The sequence below is a fragment of the Pseudomonas putida genome (genome assembly GCF_016406145.1).
Classification (GTDB): Bacteria; Pseudomonadota; Gammaproteobacteria; order Pseudomonadales; family Pseudomonadaceae; genus Aquipseudomonas; species Aquipseudomonas putida_E.
This window is the reverse complement of record NZ_CP066306.1, coordinates 177,308-196,770: the sequence shown is the minus strand read 5'-3', so window position 1 is coordinate 196,770 and position 19,463 is coordinate 177,308. Positions and strand designations below refer to the sequence as shown.

20 protein-coding genes and 1 pseudogene are annotated in these 19,463 nt (G+C 61.6%); 12 read left to right on the top strand and 9 right to left on the bottom strand.

What is annotated here, in order from left to right; translation table 11 throughout:
* Window positions 1-100 precede the first annotated feature (100 nt).
* Window positions 101-1,594, bottom strand: a complete 1,494-nt coding sequence (locus tag JET17_RS00960) for an aldehyde dehydrogenase (protein WP_012312141.1) — start codon at window positions 1,592-1,594, stop codon at window positions 101-103.
* Between the two features lie 196 nt (window positions 1,595-1,790).
* Here JET17_RS00960 and JET17_RS00955 point away from each other — a divergent pair, with 196 nt between their 5' ends.
* Window positions 1,791-2,150, top strand: coding sequence for a cupin domain-containing protein (locus JET17_RS00955; RefSeq protein WP_012312140.1), 360 nt, complete (start codon window positions 1,791-1,793; stop codon window positions 2,148-2,150).
* A gap of 96 nt (window positions 2,151-2,246) precedes the next feature.
* Window positions 2,247-2,447 carry a hypothetical protein gene (locus tag JET17_RS00950; RefSeq protein WP_012312139.1) on the top strand — a complete coding sequence of 67 codons (201 nt, stop codon included), beginning with the start codon at window positions 2,247-2,249 and terminating at the stop codon, window positions 2,445-2,447.
* Window positions 2,448-2,569: 122 nt separating this feature from the next.
* Here JET17_RS00950 and rpmG read toward each other — a convergent pair whose 3' ends face one another.
* Window positions 2,570-2,725 (bottom strand): 50S ribosomal protein L33, encoded by a 156-nt coding sequence (rpmG, locus tag JET17_RS00945; RefSeq protein WP_003253507.1) that lies wholly within the window; start codon window positions 2,723-2,725, stop codon window positions 2,570-2,572.
* Between the two features lie 10 nt (window positions 2,726-2,735).
* Window positions 2,736-2,972, bottom strand: a complete 237-nt coding sequence (rpmB, locus tag JET17_RS00940; RefSeq protein ID WP_012312138.1) for a 50S ribosomal protein L28 — start codon at window positions 2,970-2,972, stop codon at window positions 2,736-2,738.
* 360 nt (window positions 2,973-3,332) lie between these two features.
* On the opposite strand from rpmB, the gene JET17_RS00935 reads away from it, so the two are divergent.
* Entirely contained in the window at window positions 3,333-4,922 is a 1,590-nt protein-coding gene (locus tag JET17_RS00935) for an ABC transporter substrate-binding protein (protein ID WP_012312137.1), read from the top strand.
* Window positions 4,923-4,992: 70 nt separating this feature from the next.
* Here the strand turns inward: JET17_RS00935 and radC are convergent, their stop codons facing one another.
* A complete protein-coding gene (gene radC / locus JET17_RS00930; RefSeq protein WP_012312136.1) occupies window positions 4,993-5,673 on the bottom strand; it encodes a RadC family protein in 681 nt (226 codons plus the stop codon).
* A gap of 130 nt (window positions 5,674-5,803) precedes the next feature.
* On the opposite strand from radC, the gene coaBC reads away from it, so the two are divergent.
* From coaBC to argB, 4 genes and pseudogenes are all read left to right on the top strand, one after another.
* Window positions 5,804-7,015: a bifunctional phosphopantothenoylcysteine decarboxylase/phosphopantothenate--cysteine ligase CoaBC gene (gene coaBC / locus JET17_RS00925; RefSeq protein WP_012312135.1), complete on the top strand. Its 1,212-nt coding sequence runs from the start codon at window positions 5,804-5,806 to the stop codon at window positions 7,013-7,015.
* 5 nt (window positions 7,016-7,020) lie between these two features.
* The gene (gene dut / locus JET17_RS00920; RefSeq protein WP_012312134.1) at window positions 7,021-7,476 is read left to right on the top strand and encodes a dUTP diphosphatase; all 456 of its coding nucleotides are present in this window, start codon (window positions 7,021-7,023) and stop codon (window positions 7,474-7,476) included.
* Between the two features lie 135 nt (window positions 7,477-7,611).
* Window positions 7,612-8,985 (top strand): annotated as a pseudogene (locus JET17_RS00915) (phosphomannomutase/phosphoglucomutase); the annotation flags it as partial.
* 30 nt (window positions 8,986-9,015) lie between these two features.
* On the top strand, window positions 9,016-9,921 hold the full coding sequence (argB, locus tag JET17_RS00910; RefSeq protein WP_012312132.1) for an acetylglutamate kinase: 906 nt from the start codon (window positions 9,016-9,018) through the stop codon (window positions 9,919-9,921).
* Between the two features lie 80 nt (window positions 9,922-10,001).
* Here argB and pyrE read toward each other — a convergent pair whose 3' ends face one another.
* Complete coding sequence (gene pyrE / locus JET17_RS00905) at window positions 10,002-10,643, bottom strand: orotate phosphoribosyltransferase (protein WP_011536401.1); 642 nt, start codon at window positions 10,641-10,643, stop codon at window positions 10,002-10,004.
* 80 nt (window positions 10,644-10,723) lie between these two features.
* Here pyrE and JET17_RS00900 point away from each other — a divergent pair, with 80 nt between their 5' ends.
* Window positions 10,724-11,503, top strand: coding sequence for an exodeoxyribonuclease III (locus tag JET17_RS00900; protein WP_012312131.1), 780 nt, complete (start codon window positions 10,724-10,726; stop codon window positions 11,501-11,503).
* A 61-nt stretch (window positions 11,504-11,564) separates the two neighbouring features.
* On the opposite strand, the gene rph is transcribed toward JET17_RS00900, so the two are convergent.
* Window positions 11,565-12,287, bottom strand: a complete 723-nt coding sequence (gene rph, locus JET17_RS00895; protein WP_012312130.1) for a ribonuclease PH — start codon at window positions 12,285-12,287, stop codon at window positions 11,565-11,567.
* A 227-nt stretch (window positions 12,288-12,514) separates the two neighbouring features.
* Between rph and JET17_RS00890 the strand changes: the two genes are divergently transcribed.
* Complete coding sequence (locus JET17_RS00890; RefSeq protein ID WP_012312129.1) at window positions 12,515-13,378, top strand: YicC/YloC family endoribonuclease; 864 nt, start codon at window positions 12,515-12,517, stop codon at window positions 13,376-13,378.
* 13 nt (window positions 13,379-13,391) lie between these two features.
* A complete protein-coding gene (gmk, locus tag JET17_RS00885; protein WP_012312128.1) occupies window positions 13,392-14,012 on the top strand; it encodes a guanylate kinase in 621 nt (206 codons plus the stop codon).
* A 90-nt stretch (window positions 14,013-14,102) separates the two neighbouring features.
* Here gmk and JET17_RS00880 read toward each other — a convergent pair whose 3' ends face one another.
* The 3 genes from JET17_RS00880 to JET17_RS00870 all read right to left on the bottom strand — a co-directional run bounded on the left by JET17_RS00880 (window position 14,103) and on the right by JET17_RS00870 (window position 17,853).
* Window positions 14,103-15,641 (bottom strand): APC family permease, encoded by a 1,539-nt coding sequence (locus JET17_RS00880; protein WP_012312127.1) that lies wholly within the window; start codon window positions 15,639-15,641, stop codon window positions 14,103-14,105.
* Window positions 15,642-15,755: 114 nt separating this feature from the next.
* Entirely contained in the window at window positions 15,756-16,505 is a 750-nt protein-coding gene (locus JET17_RS00875; RefSeq protein WP_012312126.1) for a gamma-glutamyl-gamma-aminobutyrate hydrolase family protein, read from the bottom strand.
* 4 nt (window positions 16,506-16,509) lie between these two features.
* Window positions 16,510-17,853, bottom strand: coding sequence for a glutamine synthetase family protein (locus tag JET17_RS00870; protein WP_420094561.1), 1,344 nt, complete (start codon window positions 17,851-17,853; stop codon window positions 16,510-16,512).
* A 244-nt stretch (window positions 17,854-18,097) separates the two neighbouring features.
* Here JET17_RS00870 and JET17_RS00865 point away from each other — a divergent pair, with 244 nt between their 5' ends.
* Together JET17_RS00865 and rpoZ are read left to right on the top strand one after the other, a co-directional pair.
* Window positions 18,098-18,970 carry a LysR family transcriptional regulator gene (locus JET17_RS00865; RefSeq protein WP_012312124.1) on the top strand — a complete coding sequence of 291 codons (873 nt, stop codon included), beginning with the start codon at window positions 18,098-18,100 and terminating at the stop codon, window positions 18,968-18,970.
* Window positions 18,971-19,173: 203 nt separating this feature from the next.
* Window positions 19,174-19,437, top strand: a complete 264-nt coding sequence (rpoZ, locus tag JET17_RS00860) for a DNA-directed RNA polymerase subunit omega (protein WP_012312123.1) — start codon at window positions 19,174-19,176, stop codon at window positions 19,435-19,437.
* Window positions 19,438-19,463 lie beyond the last annotated feature (26 nt).

Below are 19,463 nucleotides of genomic sequence, written 5' to 3'. Positions count from 1 at the left end.
CAGCCTCCCAGGCAGAATTCTTGAATGGCAGAAACGACACAGCCGGGACGGTAAGAACCGGCCCGGCTGTTGTTGGGGCTGCAGTGCAGCCCCTCTGGATTTACAGCTTGATCCAGGTCGCTTTCAGCTCGGTGTACTTCTCCAGCGCATGCAGCGACTTGTCACGGCCGTTGCCCGACTGCTTGAAACCACCGAACGGCGCGGTCATGTCGCCGCCATCGTACTGGTTGACCCAGACGCTGCCGGCACGCACGGCACGGGCAGTCTTGTGGGCCTTGGAAATATCCGAGGTCCAGATGCCAGCGGCCAGGCCATATGGTGTGTCGTTGGCAATGGCGATGGCTTCTTCGGCGGTATCGAAGGCGATGACCGACAGCACCGGGCCGAAGATTTCTTCCTGGGCGATCTTCATGGCGTTGGTCACGCCGTCGAAGATGGTCGGCTCGACATAGGTGCCGCCCGTTTCTTCCAGGGTGCGCTTGCCACCGGCCAGCAACTTGGCGCCGTCCTTGTGGCCGGCGTCGATGTACGACAGCACGGTATTCATCTGCTGGGTGTCGACCAGCGCACCGACGGTAGTCTGCGGATCCAACGGATTACCTGGCTTCCAGCCCTTGAGCGCTTCAACCACCATAGGCAGGAACTTGTCCTTGATCGAGCGCTCGACCAGCAGGCGCGAACCTGCAGTGCAAACTTCGCCCTGGTTGAAGGCGATGGCGCTGGCAGCGGCTTCGGCGGCGGCTTGCAGGTCCGGAGCGTCGGCAAAGACGATGTTCGGGCTCTTGCCACCGGCTTCCAGCCAGATACGCTTCATGTTCGACTCGCCCGCATAAACCATCAACTGCTTGGCGATCTTGGTCGAGCCGGTGAACACCAGGGTGTCTACGTCCATGTGCAGGGCCAGGGCCTTGCCGACGGTATGGCCATAGCCTGGCAGCACGTTCAGCACACCGGCCGGGATGCCGGCTTCGATGGCCAGCTGGGCGATGCGGATGGCGGTCAGCGGTGACTTCTCGGATGGCTTGAGTACCAGCGAGTTACCGGTGGCCAGGGCTGGTGCGATCTTCCAGCAGGCCATCAGCAGCGGGAAGTTCCACGGTACGATTGCACCGACCACGCCCACTGCTTCGCGGGTGACCAGGCCCAGCTGATCATTAGGGGTGGGCGCGACTTCGTCGTAGACCTTATCAATGGCTTCGGCGGTCCAGTGGATGGCATTCGCTGCGCCCGGCACATCGATGCTGGAGGAGTCGCCGATCGGCTTGCCCATGTCCAGGGTTTCCAGCAGCGCCAGCTCTTCGACGTTCTTGCGCAGCAAGTCGGCGAAGCGGATCAGCTTGGCCTTGCGCTTGGCGGGGGCCAGCTGCGACCAGACGCCGGAATTGAACGTTGCGCGAGCGTTTTCCACCGCGCGGTTGGCATCGGCCAGGTCGCAGCTGGCAACCTTTGCCAGGAAGCGTCCGTCGACCGGGCTCAGGCAGTCGAAGGTTTCACCGGATGCGGCGTCGGTGTATTCGCCGTTGATGAAGGCACGTCCTTCGATCTTCAGTTGCTGGGCACGTTGCTCCCAGTCTGCACGAGTCAGGGTGGTCATACGAAACTCCTCCTCTTGTTTAGGGGCAACGCCGCACTGAGGACTCACAGGCGTTGTCAGAATTCTGGCCGGGCGACAAGCGCACACTGGCAACCGATACCCTAAACCAGCCAGTGCAAACTATCAATATATTTGACACATAAGGCCTAAAAGCCTACTGATGTGCATTTTATTAAACAAAAATAGGAGCTGTACCATGAACATCGCCAGCATCATCGACTTCGCTCAGGTCCTCACCGAGGCTGAACGCTACCGCCCGGCCGCAGAAAAAATCCTCAAGGGCGAGCCGGACCAGGCTGTCTACAACCATTATTCCAGCCCGTGCGGACAGTTCGCCGCAGGTGTCTGGGAAGGTGAGGTCGGGCAGTGGACAGTGAACTACACCGAGCATGAATACTGCGAGATCGTGCAGGGCGTTTCGGTACTGCGCGACTCGGATGGCGGCGCCAAGACCCTGCGTGCCGGTGATCGGTTTGTCATCCCGGCTGGCTTCAAGGGCACCTGGGAAGTGCTGGAGCCGTGCCGCAAGATTTATGTAATGTTCGAGCAGAAATGATTGCGACGCCAGCGTGGTGATTAAGTACCACAGCCCGGCAAGCCAAAAGCGTAATCCTTGATGGGTCCAATCCGGGACAACTCAAGGAACATCATCATGACTACCGATATCCTAAGCCCTGCTCGTCACGTGATTGGCTCGCAGTATGTAGAAAGCGTCAAGCCCTACATCCTCGAGCTCACCGGCCTGATGACCGCCGCCGGCCCACGCGACATCACCACCATGGATATACGCTCCGACAGGGTGCTGATCAACGTCGATACCGCCGGCACCATCGAAGGCCTGCGCATCAGCTGATATCCACTGCTGATCGCTAAAAGAAAGGGGGCTCCTGACGGAGCCCCCTTTCTTGTTGGCATTCATGTCAAAAAAAAACCCGCGTCCTTTCGGATGCGGGTTTTTTTCAGGTCGCCGATCAATTACTTGATCTTGGCTTCCTTGTACACCACGTGCTTGCGAACAACGGGATCGTATTTCTTGATCTCGATTTTGTCCGGGGTGGTGCGCTTGTTCTTGTCGGTGGTGTAGAAGTGGCCAGTGCCAGCACTCGAAACCAGACGGATCAATTCACGCATGACGTTCTCCTTAGAACTTTTCGCCGCGAGCACGCAGCTCGGCCAGCACTACGTCGATACCACGCTTGTCAATGACGCGCATGCCTTTGGCAGATACGCGCAGACGCACGAAACGGTTCTCGGATTCAACCCAGAAACGGTGGTGCTGCAGGTTCGGCAGGAAACGACGACGGGTTTTGTTGTTTGCGTGGGAAATGTTGTTCCCGGTTACTGGACCCTTACCAGTAACTTGACAGACTCTCGACATGACTCAGCCCTCTAAAACCACATGCCCAACCCGGCATGGGTTGGCCGCTTAATCTCTCAGTCTTTGGCGCCAGGCGCCGTGATTCTGGAGGTCTTACCGACCGGATCCGCTGATGCGACAGGCCGAGCCCCTAGAAAAGAGCGCTGCTTTATACCAGAAAGACTGCATTGCAACAACTGCTGATGAGCATCTGCCGGAGACAAATCGTGCGCGAGCAGCATAGCGGCTAGCCCGGCGAACTGTCGACCACTCGTCGCCAGCCGGTAGAAAAAGAGGGTGGTCATTTCCTGATGCGCGCACTAGGGTAGAACGTTTCCAGACTGCACTGGCAGATGGGCCACTGACAGCCAAGGAGTCACGATGCGTGCCGCCGCCCTTTCCTTAATGCTCACCTCCCTGTTTGCTGCCGGCATCGCCCAGGCCGCACCACTGAGCGTCTGCAGCGAAGCCAGCCCCGAGGGCTTCGACGTGGTCCAGTACAACTCGCTGACCACCACCAACGCCTCGGCCGACGTACTGATGAACCGCCTGGTCGAGTTCGACGCAGGCCAAGGCAAGGTCATCCCCAGCCTGGCGCAGAGCTGGACAGTGTCGGCTGACGGCCTGGTGTACGACTTCAAGCTGCGTGAAGGGGTCAAATTCCACTCCACGCCTTATTTCAAGCCAACCCGCGCGCTCGATGCCGACGATGTGCTGTTCAGCTTCCAGCGTATGCTCTACCCCGCCCACGCCTGGCACAAGACCGCACCGGGTGGCTACCCGCACGCCCAATCACTGCAACTGGGCAGCCTGATCAAGTCGATCGAGGCGCCGGAGCCGAACAGCGTACGCTTCACCCTGACCCACGCCGACGCCACTTTCCTGGCCACCTTGAGCATGGGCTTTGCTTCGATCTACTCCGCCGAGTACGCCGACAAACTGCTCAAGGCAGGCACCCCGCAGAAGCTCAATAGCCAGCCGATCGGCACCGGCCCGTTCGTCTTCCAGCGCTACCAGAAGGACGCCGTGGTGCGCTACCGCGCCAACCCTGACTACTTCGATGGCAAGCCTGCAGTCGATCCGCTGATCTTCGCCATCACCACCGATGCCAACGTACGCCTGCAGAAGCTCAAGCGTGGTGAATGCCAGGTGGCCCTGTCGCCCAAGCCCCTGGACGTTACCGAAGCGGGCAAGGACGGTAACCTCAAGGTCGCCACGACGCCGGCCTTCATGACGGCCTTCGTTGCCATCAACAGCGAGCACCCGCCGCTGGACAAACCCGAGGTACGCCAAGCGATCAACCTGGCCTTCGACAAGCAGGCCTACCTCAAGGCCGTTTTCGAAGGCACCGCCACTGCCGCCAACGGCCCTTACCCGCCCAACACCTGGAGCTATGCCAAGGACCTGCCCGGCTACCCGCTGGATCTCAAGCGAGCCAAAGCGCTGCTGAGCAAGGCCGGTTACCCAGAGGGGTTGAGCACCACGATCTGGACCCGCCCGTCGGGCAGCCTGCTCAACCCCAACCCAAGCCTGGGCGCGCAGATGCTGCAGGCAGACCTGGCCAAGATCGGCATCAAGGCCGAAATCCGCGTCATCGAATGGGGTGAGCTGATCCGTCGAGCCAAGGCTGGCGAGCATGACCTGCTGTTCATGGGCTGGGCCGGCGACAACGGCGACCCGGACAACTTCCTAAGCCCGCAGTTTTCTTGTGCGGCGGTCAAGTCGGGGACCAACTTCGCGCGGTTCTGCGACAGCCGGCTGGACCAGTTGATCAGTGCAGGGCGTACCACCAACGACCAGAGCGTGCGCAGCCGGTTGTACCAGCAGGCGCAGACGCTGATTCAGCAGCAGGCGCTGTGGGTGCCGCTGGCGCACCCGATGGCGGCAGCGCTGTTGCGCGAGGGAGTCGAGGGTTACCAGGTAAGCCCGTTCGGGCGGTTGGATTTCAGCAAGGTTTCGGTGAAGCGCTGAACCCTGGCTTTGCAGGCTCGACCAATCGCCGGCTTGCCGGCGACTGGTCGAGCCTGCAAACAGCCAGCCACTAAGCGACAATCCACCCCTGCTCCACCATCGACAGCGGCTCCCCATCACCCACGATAATGTGATCGAGCACCCGCACATCGATCAGCGCCAACCCCCGCTTCAATGCAAGCGTCATATGCACATCGTCCTGGCTCGGCTCACTATTACCCGAAGGATGGTTGTGGCAGAGAATCAATGCCGCAGCGTTATGCATCAACGAACGGCGCACCACTTCCCGCGGATAGATGCTGGCCCTGTCGATCGTCCCTCTGAACAGGATCTCGAAAGCCAACGGCCGGTGTTTGCTATCCAGAAACAGACAGCCAAATACTTCGCTAGGCTCATGACGCAGCATGGCTTTCAGGTATCTGCGCACCGCAGAGGGGCTCTCCAGGGCGCAGTCGCGCTCGATCGAGGTGGCAAGGTTGCGCCGCCCGATCTCCAGCAGTGCCTGCAATTGACCATACCGCACCGGCCCAAGCCCGAGCTCACCCACAAATGCGTCCCTGTCAGCTTCAAGCAACTGGCGCAAGCCGCCGAACTTGACGAGCAGCCCTCGCGCCAGCTCCACGACGTTGCGCCCGCGCACGCCAGAGCCGAGAAACACAGCCAGCAATTCGGCATCAGAAAGGCTGCCCACCCCTCGCTGCATCAACTTTTCCCTGGGCCGCTCCTCGGCTGGCCACTCGCTTATCTTCATTGCATCTCCTTTGCGCCCTGCTGCGACACGTTTAGGCCCTGTGTTAATCTATTTCGCCTCGTACATGCGACGTTCTGCCGCAGGCAATCCTGTTCGTCGCTGCCCGCTCTCTCTGGAAAAAGGCAAGCCTATGCAGCGGCTGTATCGCAAGCGCATCGTTCTCGGCGTCGGGGGCGGCATTGCCGCCTACAAGAGCGCCGAGCTGATTCGCCGACTCCTGGAGCACGGCGCGCAAGTGCGCGTCGTCATGACCCGTGGTGGTGCTGAATTCATCACCCCGCTGACCCTGCAGGCGCTTTCCGGCCACCCGGTACACATGGATCTGCTCGACCCTGCAGCCGAAGCGGCCATGGGCCACATCGAACTGGCCAAATGGGCCGACCTGGTACTGATCGCCCCCGCCACAGCCGACCTCATGGCGCGCATGGCCCAAGGCATGGCCGACGACTTGCTGACCACCCTGGTACTGGCCACCGACGCCACCGTGGCCGTGGCTCCGGCCATGAACCAGGCCATGTGGCGCGACCCGGCGACCCAGGCCAATCTCGACCTGCTCAAGACCCGTGGCATCCAGGTGTTCGGGCCGGCTTCCGGCAGCCAGGCCTGCGGCGACGTGGGCCTCGGCCGCATGCTCGAAGCTACCGACCTGGCCTGGTGCGCCGCCGAGAGCTTCAAGCGCCAGGCGCTCACCGGTAAACATGTGCTGATCACCGCCGGCCCCACCCAGGAAAACATCGACCCGGTGCGTTACATCACCAATCATAGCTCCGGAAAGATGGGCTTCGCGCTGGCCGAGGCGGCCGCAGAAGCCGGTGCCCGGGTGACCCTCGTCACGGGGCCTGTGCACCTGCAGACTCCCGATCGGGTCAACCGTATCGACGTGGTCAGCGCGCGGGACATGCTCGCAGCCTGCGAGGCGGCCATGCCGTGCGACCTTTTCATCGCCTCGGCAGCGGTCGCGGACTACCGCCCGGAGGTCGTTGCCACACAGAAGCTCAAGAAAGATCCTACGACCGGCGACGGCATGCTGCTGCAGATGGTGCGCAATCCCGATATCCTTGCCACCATCGCTGGCCGCACCGACCGCCCGTTCAGCGTCGGCTTCGCCGCCGAGACCGAACATTTGCTCGATTACGCCACGCGCAAGCTCAAGGACAAGAACCTCGATCTGATCGTCGCCAATGATGTGGCCAACCCCAGCATCGGCTTCAACAGCGAGGAAAATGCCCTGACCGTGATCGACCGCCAGCAGCATCAAACCCTCTTCGCGCAGACCAGCAAAGGCAAGATTGCCCGGCAACTGGTCGCCTTCATCGCCGAACGGCTCAACCAGGTTCAATAAGTTACATGCACGCTCTTCAAGCCAAGATCCTCGACCCACGCCTGGGCAGTGAATTTCCGCTGCCGCAATACGCCACCCCTGGCTCCGCCGGCCTGGACCTGCGCGCCCTGCTCAAAGAGGACACCGTCCTGGAGCCGGGCCAGACCCTGCTGATTCCTACCGGCCTGTCGATCTACATCGGCGACCCGGGTCTGGCCGCGATGATCCTGCCACGCTCGGGCCTGGGCCATAAGCACGGCATCGTGCTGGGTAACCTGGTCGGCCTGATCGACTCGGATTACCAGGGCGAGCTGATGGTGTCGTGCTGGAACCGTGGTAACACGCCATTCACCATCGCCGTTGGCGAGCGCATCGCCCAGCTGGTGCTGGTACCGGTGGTGCAAGCGCATTTTGAAGTCGTCGAGGCCTTCGATGAAAGCCAGCGCGGCACCGGCGGTTTCGGCCATTCCGGCAGCCACTGAGCAGACCGGCGACCGTTCAGGCCATGGATGGCGAACTCTCTGATGAAACCACCGTCCAAGCGTTCAGTTTGCGCCTGCCCAGAAAGCCTTTGACTAATGGAGCTTCCAGAGATGAACGACATGGCCCACCTGGTCCCCGCACTGCCCGACAGCATTTTCCGCGCCTATGACATCCGCGGGGTGGTCGGCAAGACCCTGCACGCCGAAACCGCTTACTGGATCGGCCGCGCCATTGGCGCGCAGACGCTCGCCCAAGGCGAGCCGCAGATTTCTGTTGGCCGCGACGGCCGCCTGTCCGGCCCGATGCTGGTCGAGCAGCTGATCAAAGGCCTGGCCGATGCCGGTTGCCAGGTCAGCGATGTTGGCCTGGTGCCGACCCCAGCACTGTATTTTGCCGCCAACGTCCTGGCCGGCAAGTCCGGCGTGATGCTCACCGGCAGCCACAACCCTTCAGATTACAACGGCTTCAAGATCGTCATCGCTGGCGATACCTTGGCCAACGAACAGATCCAAGCCCTGCTGACTCGCCTGAAAACCAACGACCTGACCCGTGGCGAAGGCAGTGTGGAGAAAGTCGGGATCCTCGAGCGCTACTTCCAGCAGATCGTCGCTGACGTGAAGCTGGCGAAAAAGCTCAAGGTGGTGGTGGACTGCGGCAACGGCGCTGCCGGCGTTATCGCGCCGCAGCTGATCGAAGCCTTGGGCTGCGAAGTCATCCCGCTGTTCTGCGAGGTGGATGGCAACTTCCCCAACCACCACCCGGACCCGGGCAAGCCTGAAAACCTGGAAGACCTGATCGCCAAGGTCAAGGAAACCGGTGCCGATATCGGCCTGGCCTTCGACGGCGACGGTGACCGCGTTGGGGTAGTTACCAACACCGGCAGCATCGTTTACCCCGACCGCCTGCTGATGCTGTTCGCTCAGGACGTGTTGGCGCGTAACCCGGGGGCCGAGATCATCTTCGACGTAAAATGCACCCGCCGCCTGACACCGCTGATCGAGCAACACGGCGGCCGCGCCCTGATGTGGAAGACTGGTCACTCTTTGATCAAGAAGAAGATGAAGCAGACTGGCTCTTTGCTGGCCGGCGAAATGAGCGGGCACATCTTCATCAAGGAGCGCTGGTACGGTTTCGACGACGGTATCTACAGCGCGGCACGCCTGCTGGAGATCCTCAGCAAGGCCGACCAGGACGCCGAAAGCCTGTTTGCCGCATTCCCGAACGATATTTCCACGCCTGAAATCAATATTGATGTGACCGACGAGGGTAAATTCAGCATCATTGATGCACTGCAACGCGACGCCGACTGGGGCCAAGCCTGCCTGACCACCATCGACGGTGTGCGGGTCGACTATGCCCAGGGCTGGGGCCTGGTTCGCGCCTCCAACACCACTCCGGTGCTGGTGCTGCGCTTCGAGGCCGAAAGCGACGCCGAGTTGCAACGTATCAAGGATGTTTTCCGCGCCCAGTTGCTGCGGGTTGCCCCTGAGCTGCAACTGCCGTTCTGACCGACTATCTGTTCCTTACAGGAGCCCTGCATGACCCTCGATCGCGATGCCGCTTCCCATGTAGCCGAGGTTTTGTCCGAAGCACTGCCTTACATTCGCCGTTTTGTCGGCAAGACCCTGGTGATCAAGTACGGCGGCAACGCGATGGAGAGCGAAGAGCTCAAGACCGGGTTTGCCCGTGACATCGTGCTGATGAAGGCCGTGGGCATCAACCCGGTGGTCGTGCACGGCGGTGGCCCTCAGATCGGCGACCTGCTCAAGCGCCTGTCGATCGAAAGCCACTTCATCGACGGCATGCGCGTCACCGACGCGGCCACCATGGACGTCGTTGAAATGGTACTTGGCGGCCAGGTCAACAAGGACATCGTCAACCTGATCAACCGCCACGGCGGCAGCGCCATCGGCCTGACCGGCAAGGACGCAGAGCTGATCCGCGCCAAGAAGCTCACCGTGAGCCGCCAGACGCCGGAGATGACCCAACCGGAAATCATCGACATCGGCCACGTCGGCGAAGTGGTCAGCGTCAACACCGACCTGTTGAACATGCTGGTCAAAGGCGACTTCATTCCGGTGATCGCGCCAATCGGCGTGGGCGCCAACGGTGAGTCGTACAACATCAACGCCGACCTGGTGGCCGGCAAGGTGGCCGAAGCACTGAAAGCCGAGAAGCTGATGCTGCTGACCAACATCGCTGGCCTGATGGACAAGCAAGGCCAGGTCCTGACCGGCCTGACTACCGAGCAGGTGAACGAACTGATCGCCGACGGCACCATCTACGGCGGCATGCTGCCGAAGATCAAGTGCGCGCTGGAAGCCGTCCAGGGTGGCGTGAACAGCTCGCACATCATCGATGGCCGCGTGCCGAATGCGGTGCTGCTGGAGATCTTCACCGACAGCGGCGTGGGCACCTTGATCACCAACCGCAAGCCACGCTGATCGCCGGCGATAGGGCCGTAAAAGGCAGCAGATAAAAAAGGCGACCCGCAAAGGTCGCCTTTTTCATTACCGACCCGCAATCAGATACCGTACTGCGCCCGATAGGCTTCGACCGCCGGCAGATGCTGCTTGAGCTGCGGATCATCGGCCAGGAACTCCAGCACCTGGGTCAGCGAAACGATGCTGACTACTGGGATACCGAAGTCACGCTCCACTTCCTGGATCGCCGACAGTTCGCCATTGCCGCGCTCTTCGCGGTTGAGCGCGATCAGCACGCCAGCGGCCTTGGCCTGCTGGGCATTGATGATCTGCATGACCTCGCGGATGGCAGTGCCAGCGGTGATCACGTCATCGATGATCAGGACGTCACCGGCCAGTGGCGCGCCGACCAGGCTGCCGCCTTCGCCGTGATCCTTGGCTTCCTTGCGGTTGAAGCACCACGGCACGTCCAGCTGATGTTGCTCGGCCAGGGCCACGGCGGTGGCCGCTGCCAGGGGGATACCCTTGTAGGCCGGGCCGAACAGTACGTCGAACGGGATCTTGCTGTCGACGATGGCCGCCGCATAGCAACGCCCCAACTGAGCCAGGGCAGAACCTGTGTTGAACAGGCCGGCATTGAAGAAATACGGGCTTGTACGCCCCGATTTCAGGGTGAATTCACCGAAGCGCAGAACGCCGCGATCGATGGCAAAACGGATGAAGTCGCGCTGATACGGCTGCATGGAAAGTCCCGGACACCACGGATTTAGCTAAATGGGTTGAGCTCGGGTATCATACACGCACGAGATTTTTGGGGCCATTTATGCGGATCATCAGTGTGAACGTAAATGGCATTCAGGCTGCAGCCGAGCGTGGATTGCTCAGCTGGTTGCAAGCCCAGAATGCCGACGTCATCTGCCTTCAGGATACCCGCGCCTCGGCCTTTGAACTCGACGACCCAGCTTTCCAGCTCGATGGCTATTTCCTTTATGCCTGCGACGCGGAGGTACCCGCCCAAGGTGGCGTGGCACTGTACTCGCGCATGCAGCCCAAGGCAGTCATCACCGGCCTGGGCTTCGAGACAGCCGACCGCTACGGGCGTTATCTGCAAGCAGATTTCGACAAAGTCAGTATTGCCAGCCTGCTCTTGCCTTCGGGCATGAACGGCGACGACGACTTGAACCAGAAGTTCAAGTTGATGGACGACTTCGCCAAGTACCTGGACAAGCAGCGGCGCAAGCGTCGTGAGTACATCTATTGCGGCTCGTTCTACGTGGCGCAGCAGAAGCTCGACATCAAGAACTGGCGTGACAGCCAGCAGTCGCCAGGCTTCCTGCCGCCTGAGCGTGCCTGGATGGATGCGATCACTGGCGACATGGGCTACGTGGATGCCCTGCGCGAAGTCAGCCGTGAAGGTGACCAGTACAGCTGGTGGCCGGACAACGAGCAGGCCGAGATGCTCAACCTGGGCTACCGGTTCGACTACCAGATCCTCACCCCGGGCCTGCGCCGCTTCGTGCGCAATGCCCGCCTGCCGCGTCAGCCGCGCTTCTCGCAGCATGCGCCGCTGATCGTCGACTATGACTGGACGTTGACCATCTGAGCACTGTTCAGGTACGAAAAAGCCGACATCGATGTCGGCTTTTTCGTACCTGCAGGATCAATCAGTCGGCCAGAGCGACCTGCTGCAGTTCGAAGATCTCGTTCATGCCCTTTTGCGCCAGCGCCAGCATGGCGTTGAAGTCTTCGGGCTGGAACGGTGCACCCTCTGCAGTGCCCTGCACTTCGATGAAACCACCGGCACTGGTCATGACCACGTTCAGGTCGGTCTCTGCAGCGGAGTCTTCCAGATAGTCCAGGTCGAGTACGGCTTCGCCCTGGTACATACCCACCGACACGGCGGCGATCATGTGCTTGAGCGGATTGCCGGCCTTCAGGCCACCACGTTTCTTGATCACTGCCAAGGCATCGACCAAGGCGACCATGGCGCCGGTGATCGACGCGGTGCGGGTGCCGCCATCGGCCTGGATCACATCGCAGTCGACGTACAAAGTGATGTCACCCAGCTTGCTCATGTCCAGCGCGGCGCGCAGCGAGCGGCCGATCAGGCGCTGGATTTCCAGGGTGCGACCACCCTGCTTGCCACGGCTGGCTTCACGCTGGTTACGCTCACCGGTGGAGCGCGGCAGCATGCCGTACTCGGCGGTCAGCCAGCCTTGGCCCTGGCCTTTGAGGAAGCGCGGCACACCGTTTTCAACGCTGACCGTGCAGATGACCTTGGTGTCACCGAACTCGACCAGTACCGACCCTTCGGCGTGCTTGGTGTAGTTGCGGGTGATGCGGATCGAGCGGAGCTGATCGGCGGCGCGACCACTTGGACGTTTCATCTGGGATACCTGTACTGGGACTTTGAATCTGCCCGGCATTATAAAGCCCGTAGCCCAGTGAGGACATGCTTATCGTCGCGCCGCGCACAGCCTGTCGCCTTTTCCCACCGGCCGATGAGGGGTCTGTAACATGGGCGGATTGGGCGCCAAGGGCGCACTGCGCTACAATCCTGCGCCTTGCAGCCGAAAGGCTTTCCCGTTCACATCATCTACGCGAGGTACTCCCCATGGTGCACAGCATGACCGCTTTTGCTCGTGTCGAGCGCGCAGGCAGCCAAGGCACCCTGGTCTGGGAACTGCGCTCGGTCAACCACCGCTACCTTGAACCTCACCTGCGCCTGCCCGACGCTCTGCGCGACCTGGAAGGGGCTGTGCGTGAGGGGCTGCGCCAAGGGCTGTCACGCGGCAAGGTAGAATGCACCTTGCGCCTGCACGAAGACAGCAACGGCAAACCACTGAAGGTCGACCGCGAGCGTGCGGCGCAACTGGTTGCGGCCGCCGAAGAAGTGGCCGGCCTGATCAAACAGCCGGCACCGCTCAACCCGCTGGAAGTGTTGTCCTGGCCGGGTGTGCTGGTGGCCGACGCCAGCGATCCTCAGGCGCTCAATGCCGAAGCCGTGGCACTGTTCGATGAGGCCCTGGCCGAACTGAAGGCCGGGCGCCTGCGCGAAGGCCAGGAGCTGGCACGCCTGATCAACGAGCGGCTGGACAGCATGGCTACCGAGGTCACCACCCTGCGTGCCCTTGTACCGCAGATGCTGGCAGCACAAAGGCAAAAGATCATCGACCGCTTCGGCGACCTCAAGGCTGAGCTAGACCCGCAACGGCTTGAGCAGGAGATGGTGTTGCTGGCACAAAAGAGCGACGTTGCAGAGGAGCTGGACCGCCTCAGCACACACGTTACTGAAGTACGCCGGGTGCTCAAGTCCGGGGGGGCCGCCGGCCGGCGCCTGGACTTCCTCATGCAGGAGCTCAACCGCGAGGCCAATACCCTGGGCTCCAAGGCCTTCGACCCGCGTAGCACGCAAGCGGCGGTCAACTTGAAGGTACTGATCGAACAGATGCGTGAACAAGTACAGAACATCGAGTAAGGCCACCCCTACCATGAACCACAGCAGCGGCACCCTATATATCGTCTCGGCCCCGTCAGGTGCCGGCAAGACCAGCCTGGTCAACGCCCTGATCAAGGACGACCAACGCGTCAGCGTTTCTGTCTCGCACACCACGCGCGGCAAGCGCCCGGGCGAGGAGCACGGCGTCAACTACCACTTCGTCAGCCATGAGGAATTCAAGGCGCTGATCGACAAGAACGACTTCCTTGAACACGCCGAAGTGTTCGGCAACTTCTACGGCACCTCGCGTAGCACGCTGCAGCAAGTGCTGGACCGGGGCGATGACCTGATTCTGGAAATCGACTGGCAAGGCGCCCGTCAGGTGCGTGAGCTGATGCCCGGAGCCCGTTCGATCTTCATCCTGCCGCCGAACCTGGAGGCGCTGCGCCAGCGCCTGGACGGGCGCGGGCAGGACAGCGATGAGATCATTGCCGGCCGCATGAAAGAGGCCGTCAGCGAGATGCAGCATTACGACGAGTACGAGTACGTCATCATCAACGATGACTTCGATGTGGCGCTGGAGGAGTTGAAGGCCGTGTTCCGCTCGAACCGTTTGCTGCTGAGCAAGCAGCAGGAGCGGCACGGGGCATTGCTCAAGCAGTTGATCGGCTGAAGATAGAGGCAGTTGGGGCGGCTTTGCGGCCCTTTCGCGACACAAGGCCGCACCTACGGGGGGTGTTGGGGCGCAAAGCGCCCCCCAGCATTATTCCTGCAGCTGCAGGGTCGCCTGCTGTCGCAGGGTAGCGCCCAGGAAGTAAGCCGGCGCGCGCATCCGCGACAGCATCATCAGCACTATCCCCAGTGCCGAAATGATCGCCGCAATCACGAACACCAACCCCACGCCAGCCACATGCGAGCCACTGCCGAAATCCGGCGACGCGCTGTCGATGGCAGTGCGCACGAAGATCACTGACAGGATCACACCACCCAACAAGGGGCACAGGCCGCGCATGCAGAAGTGGCGCAGGCTGTCGAAAAGGCTGTGGCGGAAATACCACACGCAGGCAAACGCGGTCAGCGAATAGTAGAAGCAGATCATCATGCCCAGGGCGGTGATGGTGTCCGCCAACACGTTTTCGCTTAGGGTACGCATGGTCACGTAGAACAGGCCTGCGGCAACGCCGGCACAGATGGTTGCGTAACGTGGCGTCTGCGAACGCGGGCAAACCTTGGCGAAGCGCTCTGGTACCGCACCGTAGTAACCCATGGCGAGCAGCGTGCGCGCCGGCGAGACGAAGGTCGACTGCAGCGAAGCGGCGGTGCTGGCCAGCACTGCGATGGACATCAGGATCGCCAGCGGCCCCATGACTGGCCCGGCCAGGTGGGCAAAGACGTTCTCCTGGATACGCGGGTTGTTCAGCCCCAGCCCTTGCTCGCTGATCCCGGCGAATTGCAGGGTGGCGATGGCGGTGAGCAGGTACAGACCAAGAATCAGCAGCACGGTCCAGGTCGCCGCTTTGCCCGGCACCTCGTCGCTGCCGATCGATTCTTCACTGACGGTCAGGCACACGTCCCACCCCCAAAAGATGAAGATCGACAAGGACAGACCAGCGGCAAAGGCCGAAAACGACTCCACGCCGAAGGGGTTGAACCAGGCCAGATCGAACTCCAGCGGCGCTGGTGCTGTGGTCTCACTGAAAGCGGCGAAGGCAAAGCCGATCAGCACCAACAGTTGCAAGGCCACTAAACCATATTGCACGGTCATGGTGGTAGCCATGCCGCGACAACAGATCCACACCGCCATGGCGATGAACACGCAACAGGTGGTGATGTTGATCAGCAGGTTATCCGCTAAGGCAGCCAACGCCTGGTTACCGGTGATCTGAGCCAGGAACAGATAGAAAAAATCAACGGCCACCCCGGCCAGGTTGGACAACACGATGGTGGTGGCAACGACCAGCCCCCAGCCACCGATCCAGCCGATCATCGGGCCGAAGGCACGGGCCGACCAGGTAAAGGAAGTACCGCTGTCGGGCTCCGCCGCGTTCAGCTCACGGTAGCCAAGGGCGACCAGCAGCATGGGCAGGAAGCCGACGATGAAGACGGCCGGAAGGTGCTCGCCGACCTCCCGCACGGTGGGGCCAAGTGCCCCAGTCAGGGTATAGACCGGGGCGATTGTGGAAATGCCCAGCACCACGCTGGCCAACAGGCCAAGACGGCCTTTTGCCAAGCCTTTGCTGCGCTGAGTGCTGCCTGAATCGGCAACATCGGGTGGGCGGCCAGCTTCTGTGTAATTGCTCATGAGTATTTGCCGTAACTATTGGAATTGTTGTCACAGGCCCTGCGAACAAGGCGCTTTCACTCATTGAAAGCTTGCGTATCGGTATCAGTCATCCAAGACCTTCGGGTAACGACCCTACCGTGCAGCATGGGCAATGCAGGCCTCGCGGAACGCCTGGAACAGGCGCCTGGAGACCGGGTTTTCGGCAAAACGCCATTCCGGGTGCCACTGCACGCCAAGCACAAAGCCAGGCGCGTCAGGCATCGACACCGCTTCGATCAGGCCATCCGGGGCCTGTGCCTCGACGCGCAGGCCCGGGGCCAGGCGGTCGATGCCCTGACTGTGCAGCGAGTTGACCTCGAACTGCGCGGCCAGGCCCAGGCGCTCGAATACCCCGCCAGGCGTAATGCCGACAGGATGACGAGGGCCGTATTGCACCTCCAGGGGTGCGTCCTCAGGTTCACGGTGGTCCAGGTAGCCCGGCAGCTCGTGCACGCGCTGGTGCAAGCTGCCGCCGAGGGCCACGTTCAATTCCTGGAAACCACGACAGATACAGAACACCGGCACGCCGGCGGCAATGGCCGCCTGCAACAGCGGCAAGGTCAGGCGGTCTCGTGCAAGATCGTGCCGGGTACCTTCCGCGCTGGGGGCGCCATTGTAATGATGCGGCTCGACATTTGAAGGCGAACCGGTAAAAAGAATGCCATCGAGCCGTGCCAGCAACGCCTGCGTGTCGCTGCCTCCGTCGCGGGCCGGCAGGATCAGCGGGAGCCCGGCAAAGCCGGCCGCCTCGACATACTTGTCGCCCACCGTGTGCGACGAGTTCTTCCCTACCTGCTGACGGCAGGCGCTGACACCGATCAAGGGGACCGCAAATGCGCTCATGGGCTTACACCGTGTGCAGGTACCAGTTGTACTCGAGGTCGGAGATCGATACTTCGAACTCGGCCAGCTCACTTTCCTTGCAGGCCACGAAGATATCGATGTAGTCCGGGCTTATGTATTGGTTGAGGACTTCGCTGTCATCCAGCGCGCGCAGGGCATCACGCAGGTTGTTCGGCAGGCTTTGCTCCAGCTGCTCGTACGAATTGCCCTCGATCGGCGCACCAGGCTCAACCTTGCTGGTCAAGCCGTGGTGGATACCAGCGAGGATCGCCGCGAGCATCAGGTAGGGGTTGGCATCGGCACCGGCCACGCGGTGTTCGATGCGCACGTTTTCGCTGCTGTCAGTCGGTACGCGGACAGCCACGGTACGGTTGTCCAGGCCCCAGCTCGGCGCGTTCGGCACGTAGAACTGCGCGCCGAACCGGCGGTAGGAGTTGACGTTCGGGCACAGGAAGGCCATCGACGCCGGCATGGTCTCAAGCACGCCACCAATGGCATGGCGCAGAGCGTCGCTGTGCAATGGGTCTTCATGGGCAAAGATGTTCTTGCCGGTTTTCTTGTCGAGCAGCGAAATGTGCACGTGCAGACCGTTGCCCGCCTGGCCCGGGTAAGGCTTGGCCATGAACGTGGTGTCCATTTCATGGTCGTAGGCGACGTTCTTGACCAGGCGCTTGAGCAGGATCGCGTAGTCGCATGCCTTCAGTGGATCGGCAACGTGGTGCAGGTTGACTTCGAACTGCGCCGGCGCGCTTTCCTTGACGATGGCATCGGCCGGCAGGCCCTGCTCCTTGGCTGCTTCCAGCATGTCCTGCAGGCAGTCGACATATTCGTCGAGATCGTCGATGAGGTAGACCTGTGTCGACTGCGGACGCTTACCCGAAGTGGGTGAGCGCGGCGGCTGCGGACGACCGTTGAGGTTGTCCTGGTCGATCAGGTAGAACTCCAGCTCGAACGCGGCACAGATGTCCAGGCCCAGGTCATCGAACTTGCTCACCACCTGGCGCAGCACTTCGCGCGGGTCGGCGAAGAACGGCTCGCCCTCGAGCTCGTGCATGGTCATCAGCAACTGGGCAGTCGGGCGCTTCTGCCAGGGTTCGTTGCAGAGCGTGCCGGGGATCGGGTAGCAGATCCGGTCGGCATCGCCGATGTCCAGCCCAAGCCCTGTGCTTTCAACGGTCGAGCCATTGATATCCAGGGCGAACAACGATGCCGGCAGGTTGATCCCCTTTTCGTACACCTTGTGCAGGCTGGACCGCTCGATGCGCTTGCCGCGTACCACGCCATTCATGTCGGAGATCAGCAGATCGACGTACTGAGTGTCCGGATGGGCCTGGAGGAAGTCTTTCATCTCGCTGGAAGAACTGGCGCACGGGGTGACCGACGTCATGGTGTACATCCTTTGATGTGCTGCGGCGATGTGGGGATACGGCTGGCGCCTCACGGGCGACGATGGTTGCAGCTGTTGTTTTTTTAACTTTCCCATCGTGGGGATTGGTTACCCGACCGGGCGCATTGATTCCCGGGGGCAGTTCCACTATAAAATGGCCTCAACGCAACAGACATTGGCATTTCGGCAAGTAGAGCGTGCACCAATGCAATATCAGATCACCCACGCCGACCTCTCCCTGGTGCTGGCCCTGGAGCGCGGGCGCTCACTGGCCAAGGCCGCCGAACTGCTCAAGGTCGATGTTTCGACCGTGTTCCGTTCGATTCGCCGGCTTGAGTCGGCACTGGGCACCGCACTGTTCGTCAAGAGCCGCAAAGGCTACCTGCCGACCGACACCGCCCAGGCCCTGGCCGAGCAGGCCGAACGTGCCGAGCAGGCTCTGGATGCTGCGCGCATCGCCATGACCAGTGGCGAGCAAGTGGTGAGCGGTACCGTTCGTCTGACGTGCACAGAGGCGGTGATGCACAGCCTGCTACTGCCGGCACTGGCCGAGTTCATGCCCAATTACCCGGCACTGTCGCTGGAGATGGGCACGTCCAACACCTTCGCCAACCTCAGCAGGCGCGATGCCGACATCGCCCTGCGCCTGACCAATACCCCGCCCGAGCATCTGGTCGGCCGTTGCCTGGGTTCGACGTCCTATGTGATCTGCGGCCAGCCGCAATGGCGCGAGCGCCTGAGCGAGTCCCACAACAGCGTGCCATGGATAGCACCGGACGACTCCATGCAGGACCACCCCACGGTGGTCTGGCGTAATCAGCAGTACCCCGGGCTGAGCCCGCGCTACCAGTGCAGCAGCATGTCGACCATTGCGCAGCTGGTAAGCACGGGGCTGGGTGTTGCGGCGCTGCCCGACTACATGGTCCATGCGCTACCTGGCGTCGAGGCGCTGAGCGGACCGCTGGCCGCTTGCGACACCCAACTGTGGCTGCTGACCCGGCCCGATTGCCGGGCCTTGCGCTCGGTGCAGACATTGTTCGAAGAGCTGACCCCAAGGTTGCGCGGCGCGATGTTGTGAGATACAAGATGAAGGCGTCTGTCGCGGCCCTTTCGCAGCGGTTCGGCACCCCGGCAAGCCCGCGTCCACAGGGTGAGGGATGCAGGCCTGATGGGGTATACGGCAAAACAGCGCTTCCCTATTGGCTGGTGATTTTTTAAACTATCGAGTCCGCCTGCCCATATTGGGCTGCACGCCCATCGCATTTGCTACTGAGGAAGACCATGGCCCGCGTAACTGTTGAAGACTGCCTGGAACACGTGGATAACCGTTTTGAGCTGGTCATGCTCTCGACCAAGCGCGCCCGTCAGCTGGCTACCGGCGGCAAAGAGCCACGCGTAGCGTGGGAAAACGACAAGCCAACCGTCGTTGCCCTGCGTGAAATCGCAGAAGGCATCGTCACCAACGAATTCATTGCCGCTGAAGAGATCGTCACCGAGGATCCGGTCTTCGCCGCGTTCGAGGACGAGTCCAACGAGGCTGTCTGATCCATGCCTGGTCGACGTCGCGCGGC

Bases quoted from the DNA above. Each gene is read 5' to 3' on its own strand.
- JET17_RS00960 (WP_012312141.1), bottom strand. From the start codon at position 1,594: ATGACCACCCTGACTCGTGCAGACTGGGAGCAACGTGCCCAGCAACTG.
- rpmB (WP_012312138.1), bottom strand. From the start codon at position 2,972: ATGTCGAGAGTCTGTCAAGTTACTGGTAAGGGTCCAGTAACCGGGAAC.
- JET17_RS00880 (WP_012312127.1), bottom strand. From the start codon at position 15,641: ATGAGCAATTACACAGAAGCTGGCCGCCCACCCGATGTTGCCGATTCA.
- argB (WP_012312132.1), top strand. From the start codon at position 9,016: ATGACCCTCGATCGCGATGCCGCTTCCCATGTAGCCGAGGTTTTGTCC.
- JET17_RS00870 (WP_420094561.1), bottom strand. From the start codon at position 17,853: ATGAAAGACTTCCTCCAGGCCCATCCGGACACTCAGTACGTCGATCTG.
- JET17_RS00875 (WP_012312126.1), bottom strand. From the start codon at position 16,505: ATGAGCGCATTTGCGGTCCCCTTGATCGGTGTCAGCGCCTGCCGTCAG.
- JET17_RS00900 (WP_012312131.1), top strand. From the start codon at position 10,724: ATGCGGATCATCAGTGTGAACGTAAATGGCATTCAGGCTGCAGCCGAG.
- rph (WP_012312130.1), bottom strand. From the start codon at position 12,287: ATGAAACGTCCAAGTGGTCGCGCCGCCGATCAGCTCCGCTCGATCCGC.
- pyrE (WP_011536401.1), bottom strand. From the start codon at position 10,643: ATGCAGCCGTATCAGCGCGACTTCATCCGTTTTGCCATCGATCGCGGC.
- JET17_RS00950 (WP_012312139.1), top strand. From the start codon at position 2,247: ATGACTACCGATATCCTAAGCCCTGCTCGTCACGTGATTGGCTCGCAG.
- JET17_RS00935 (WP_012312137.1), top strand. From the start codon at position 3,333: ATGCGTGCCGCCGCCCTTTCCTTAATGCTCACCTCCCTGTTTGCTGCC.
- rpoZ (WP_012312123.1), top strand. From the start codon at position 19,174: ATGGCCCGCGTAACTGTTGAAGACTGCCTGGAACACGTGGATAACCGT.
- gmk (WP_012312128.1), top strand. From the start codon at position 13,392: ATGAACCACAGCAGCGGCACCCTATATATCGTCTCGGCCCCGTCAGGT.
- coaBC (WP_012312135.1), top strand. From the start codon at position 5,804: ATGCAGCGGCTGTATCGCAAGCGCATCGTTCTCGGCGTCGGGGGCGGC.
- rpmG (WP_003253507.1), bottom strand. From the start codon at position 2,725: ATGCGTGAATTGATCCGTCTGGTTTCGAGTGCTGGCACTGGCCACTTC.
- dut (WP_012312134.1), top strand. From the start codon at position 7,021: ATGCACGCTCTTCAAGCCAAGATCCTCGACCCACGCCTGGGCAGTGAA.
- radC (WP_012312136.1), bottom strand. From the start codon at position 5,673: ATGAAGATAAGCGAGTGGCCAGCCGAGGAGCGGCCCAGGGAAAAGTTG.
- JET17_RS00890 (WP_012312129.1), top strand. From the start codon at position 12,515: ATGGTGCACAGCATGACCGCTTTTGCTCGTGTCGAGCGCGCAGGCAGC.
- JET17_RS00955 (WP_012312140.1), top strand. From the start codon at position 1,791: ATGAACATCGCCAGCATCATCGACTTCGCTCAGGTCCTCACCGAGGCT.
- JET17_RS00865 (WP_012312124.1), top strand. From the start codon at position 18,098: ATGCAATATCAGATCACCCACGCCGACCTCTCCCTGGTGCTGGCCCTG.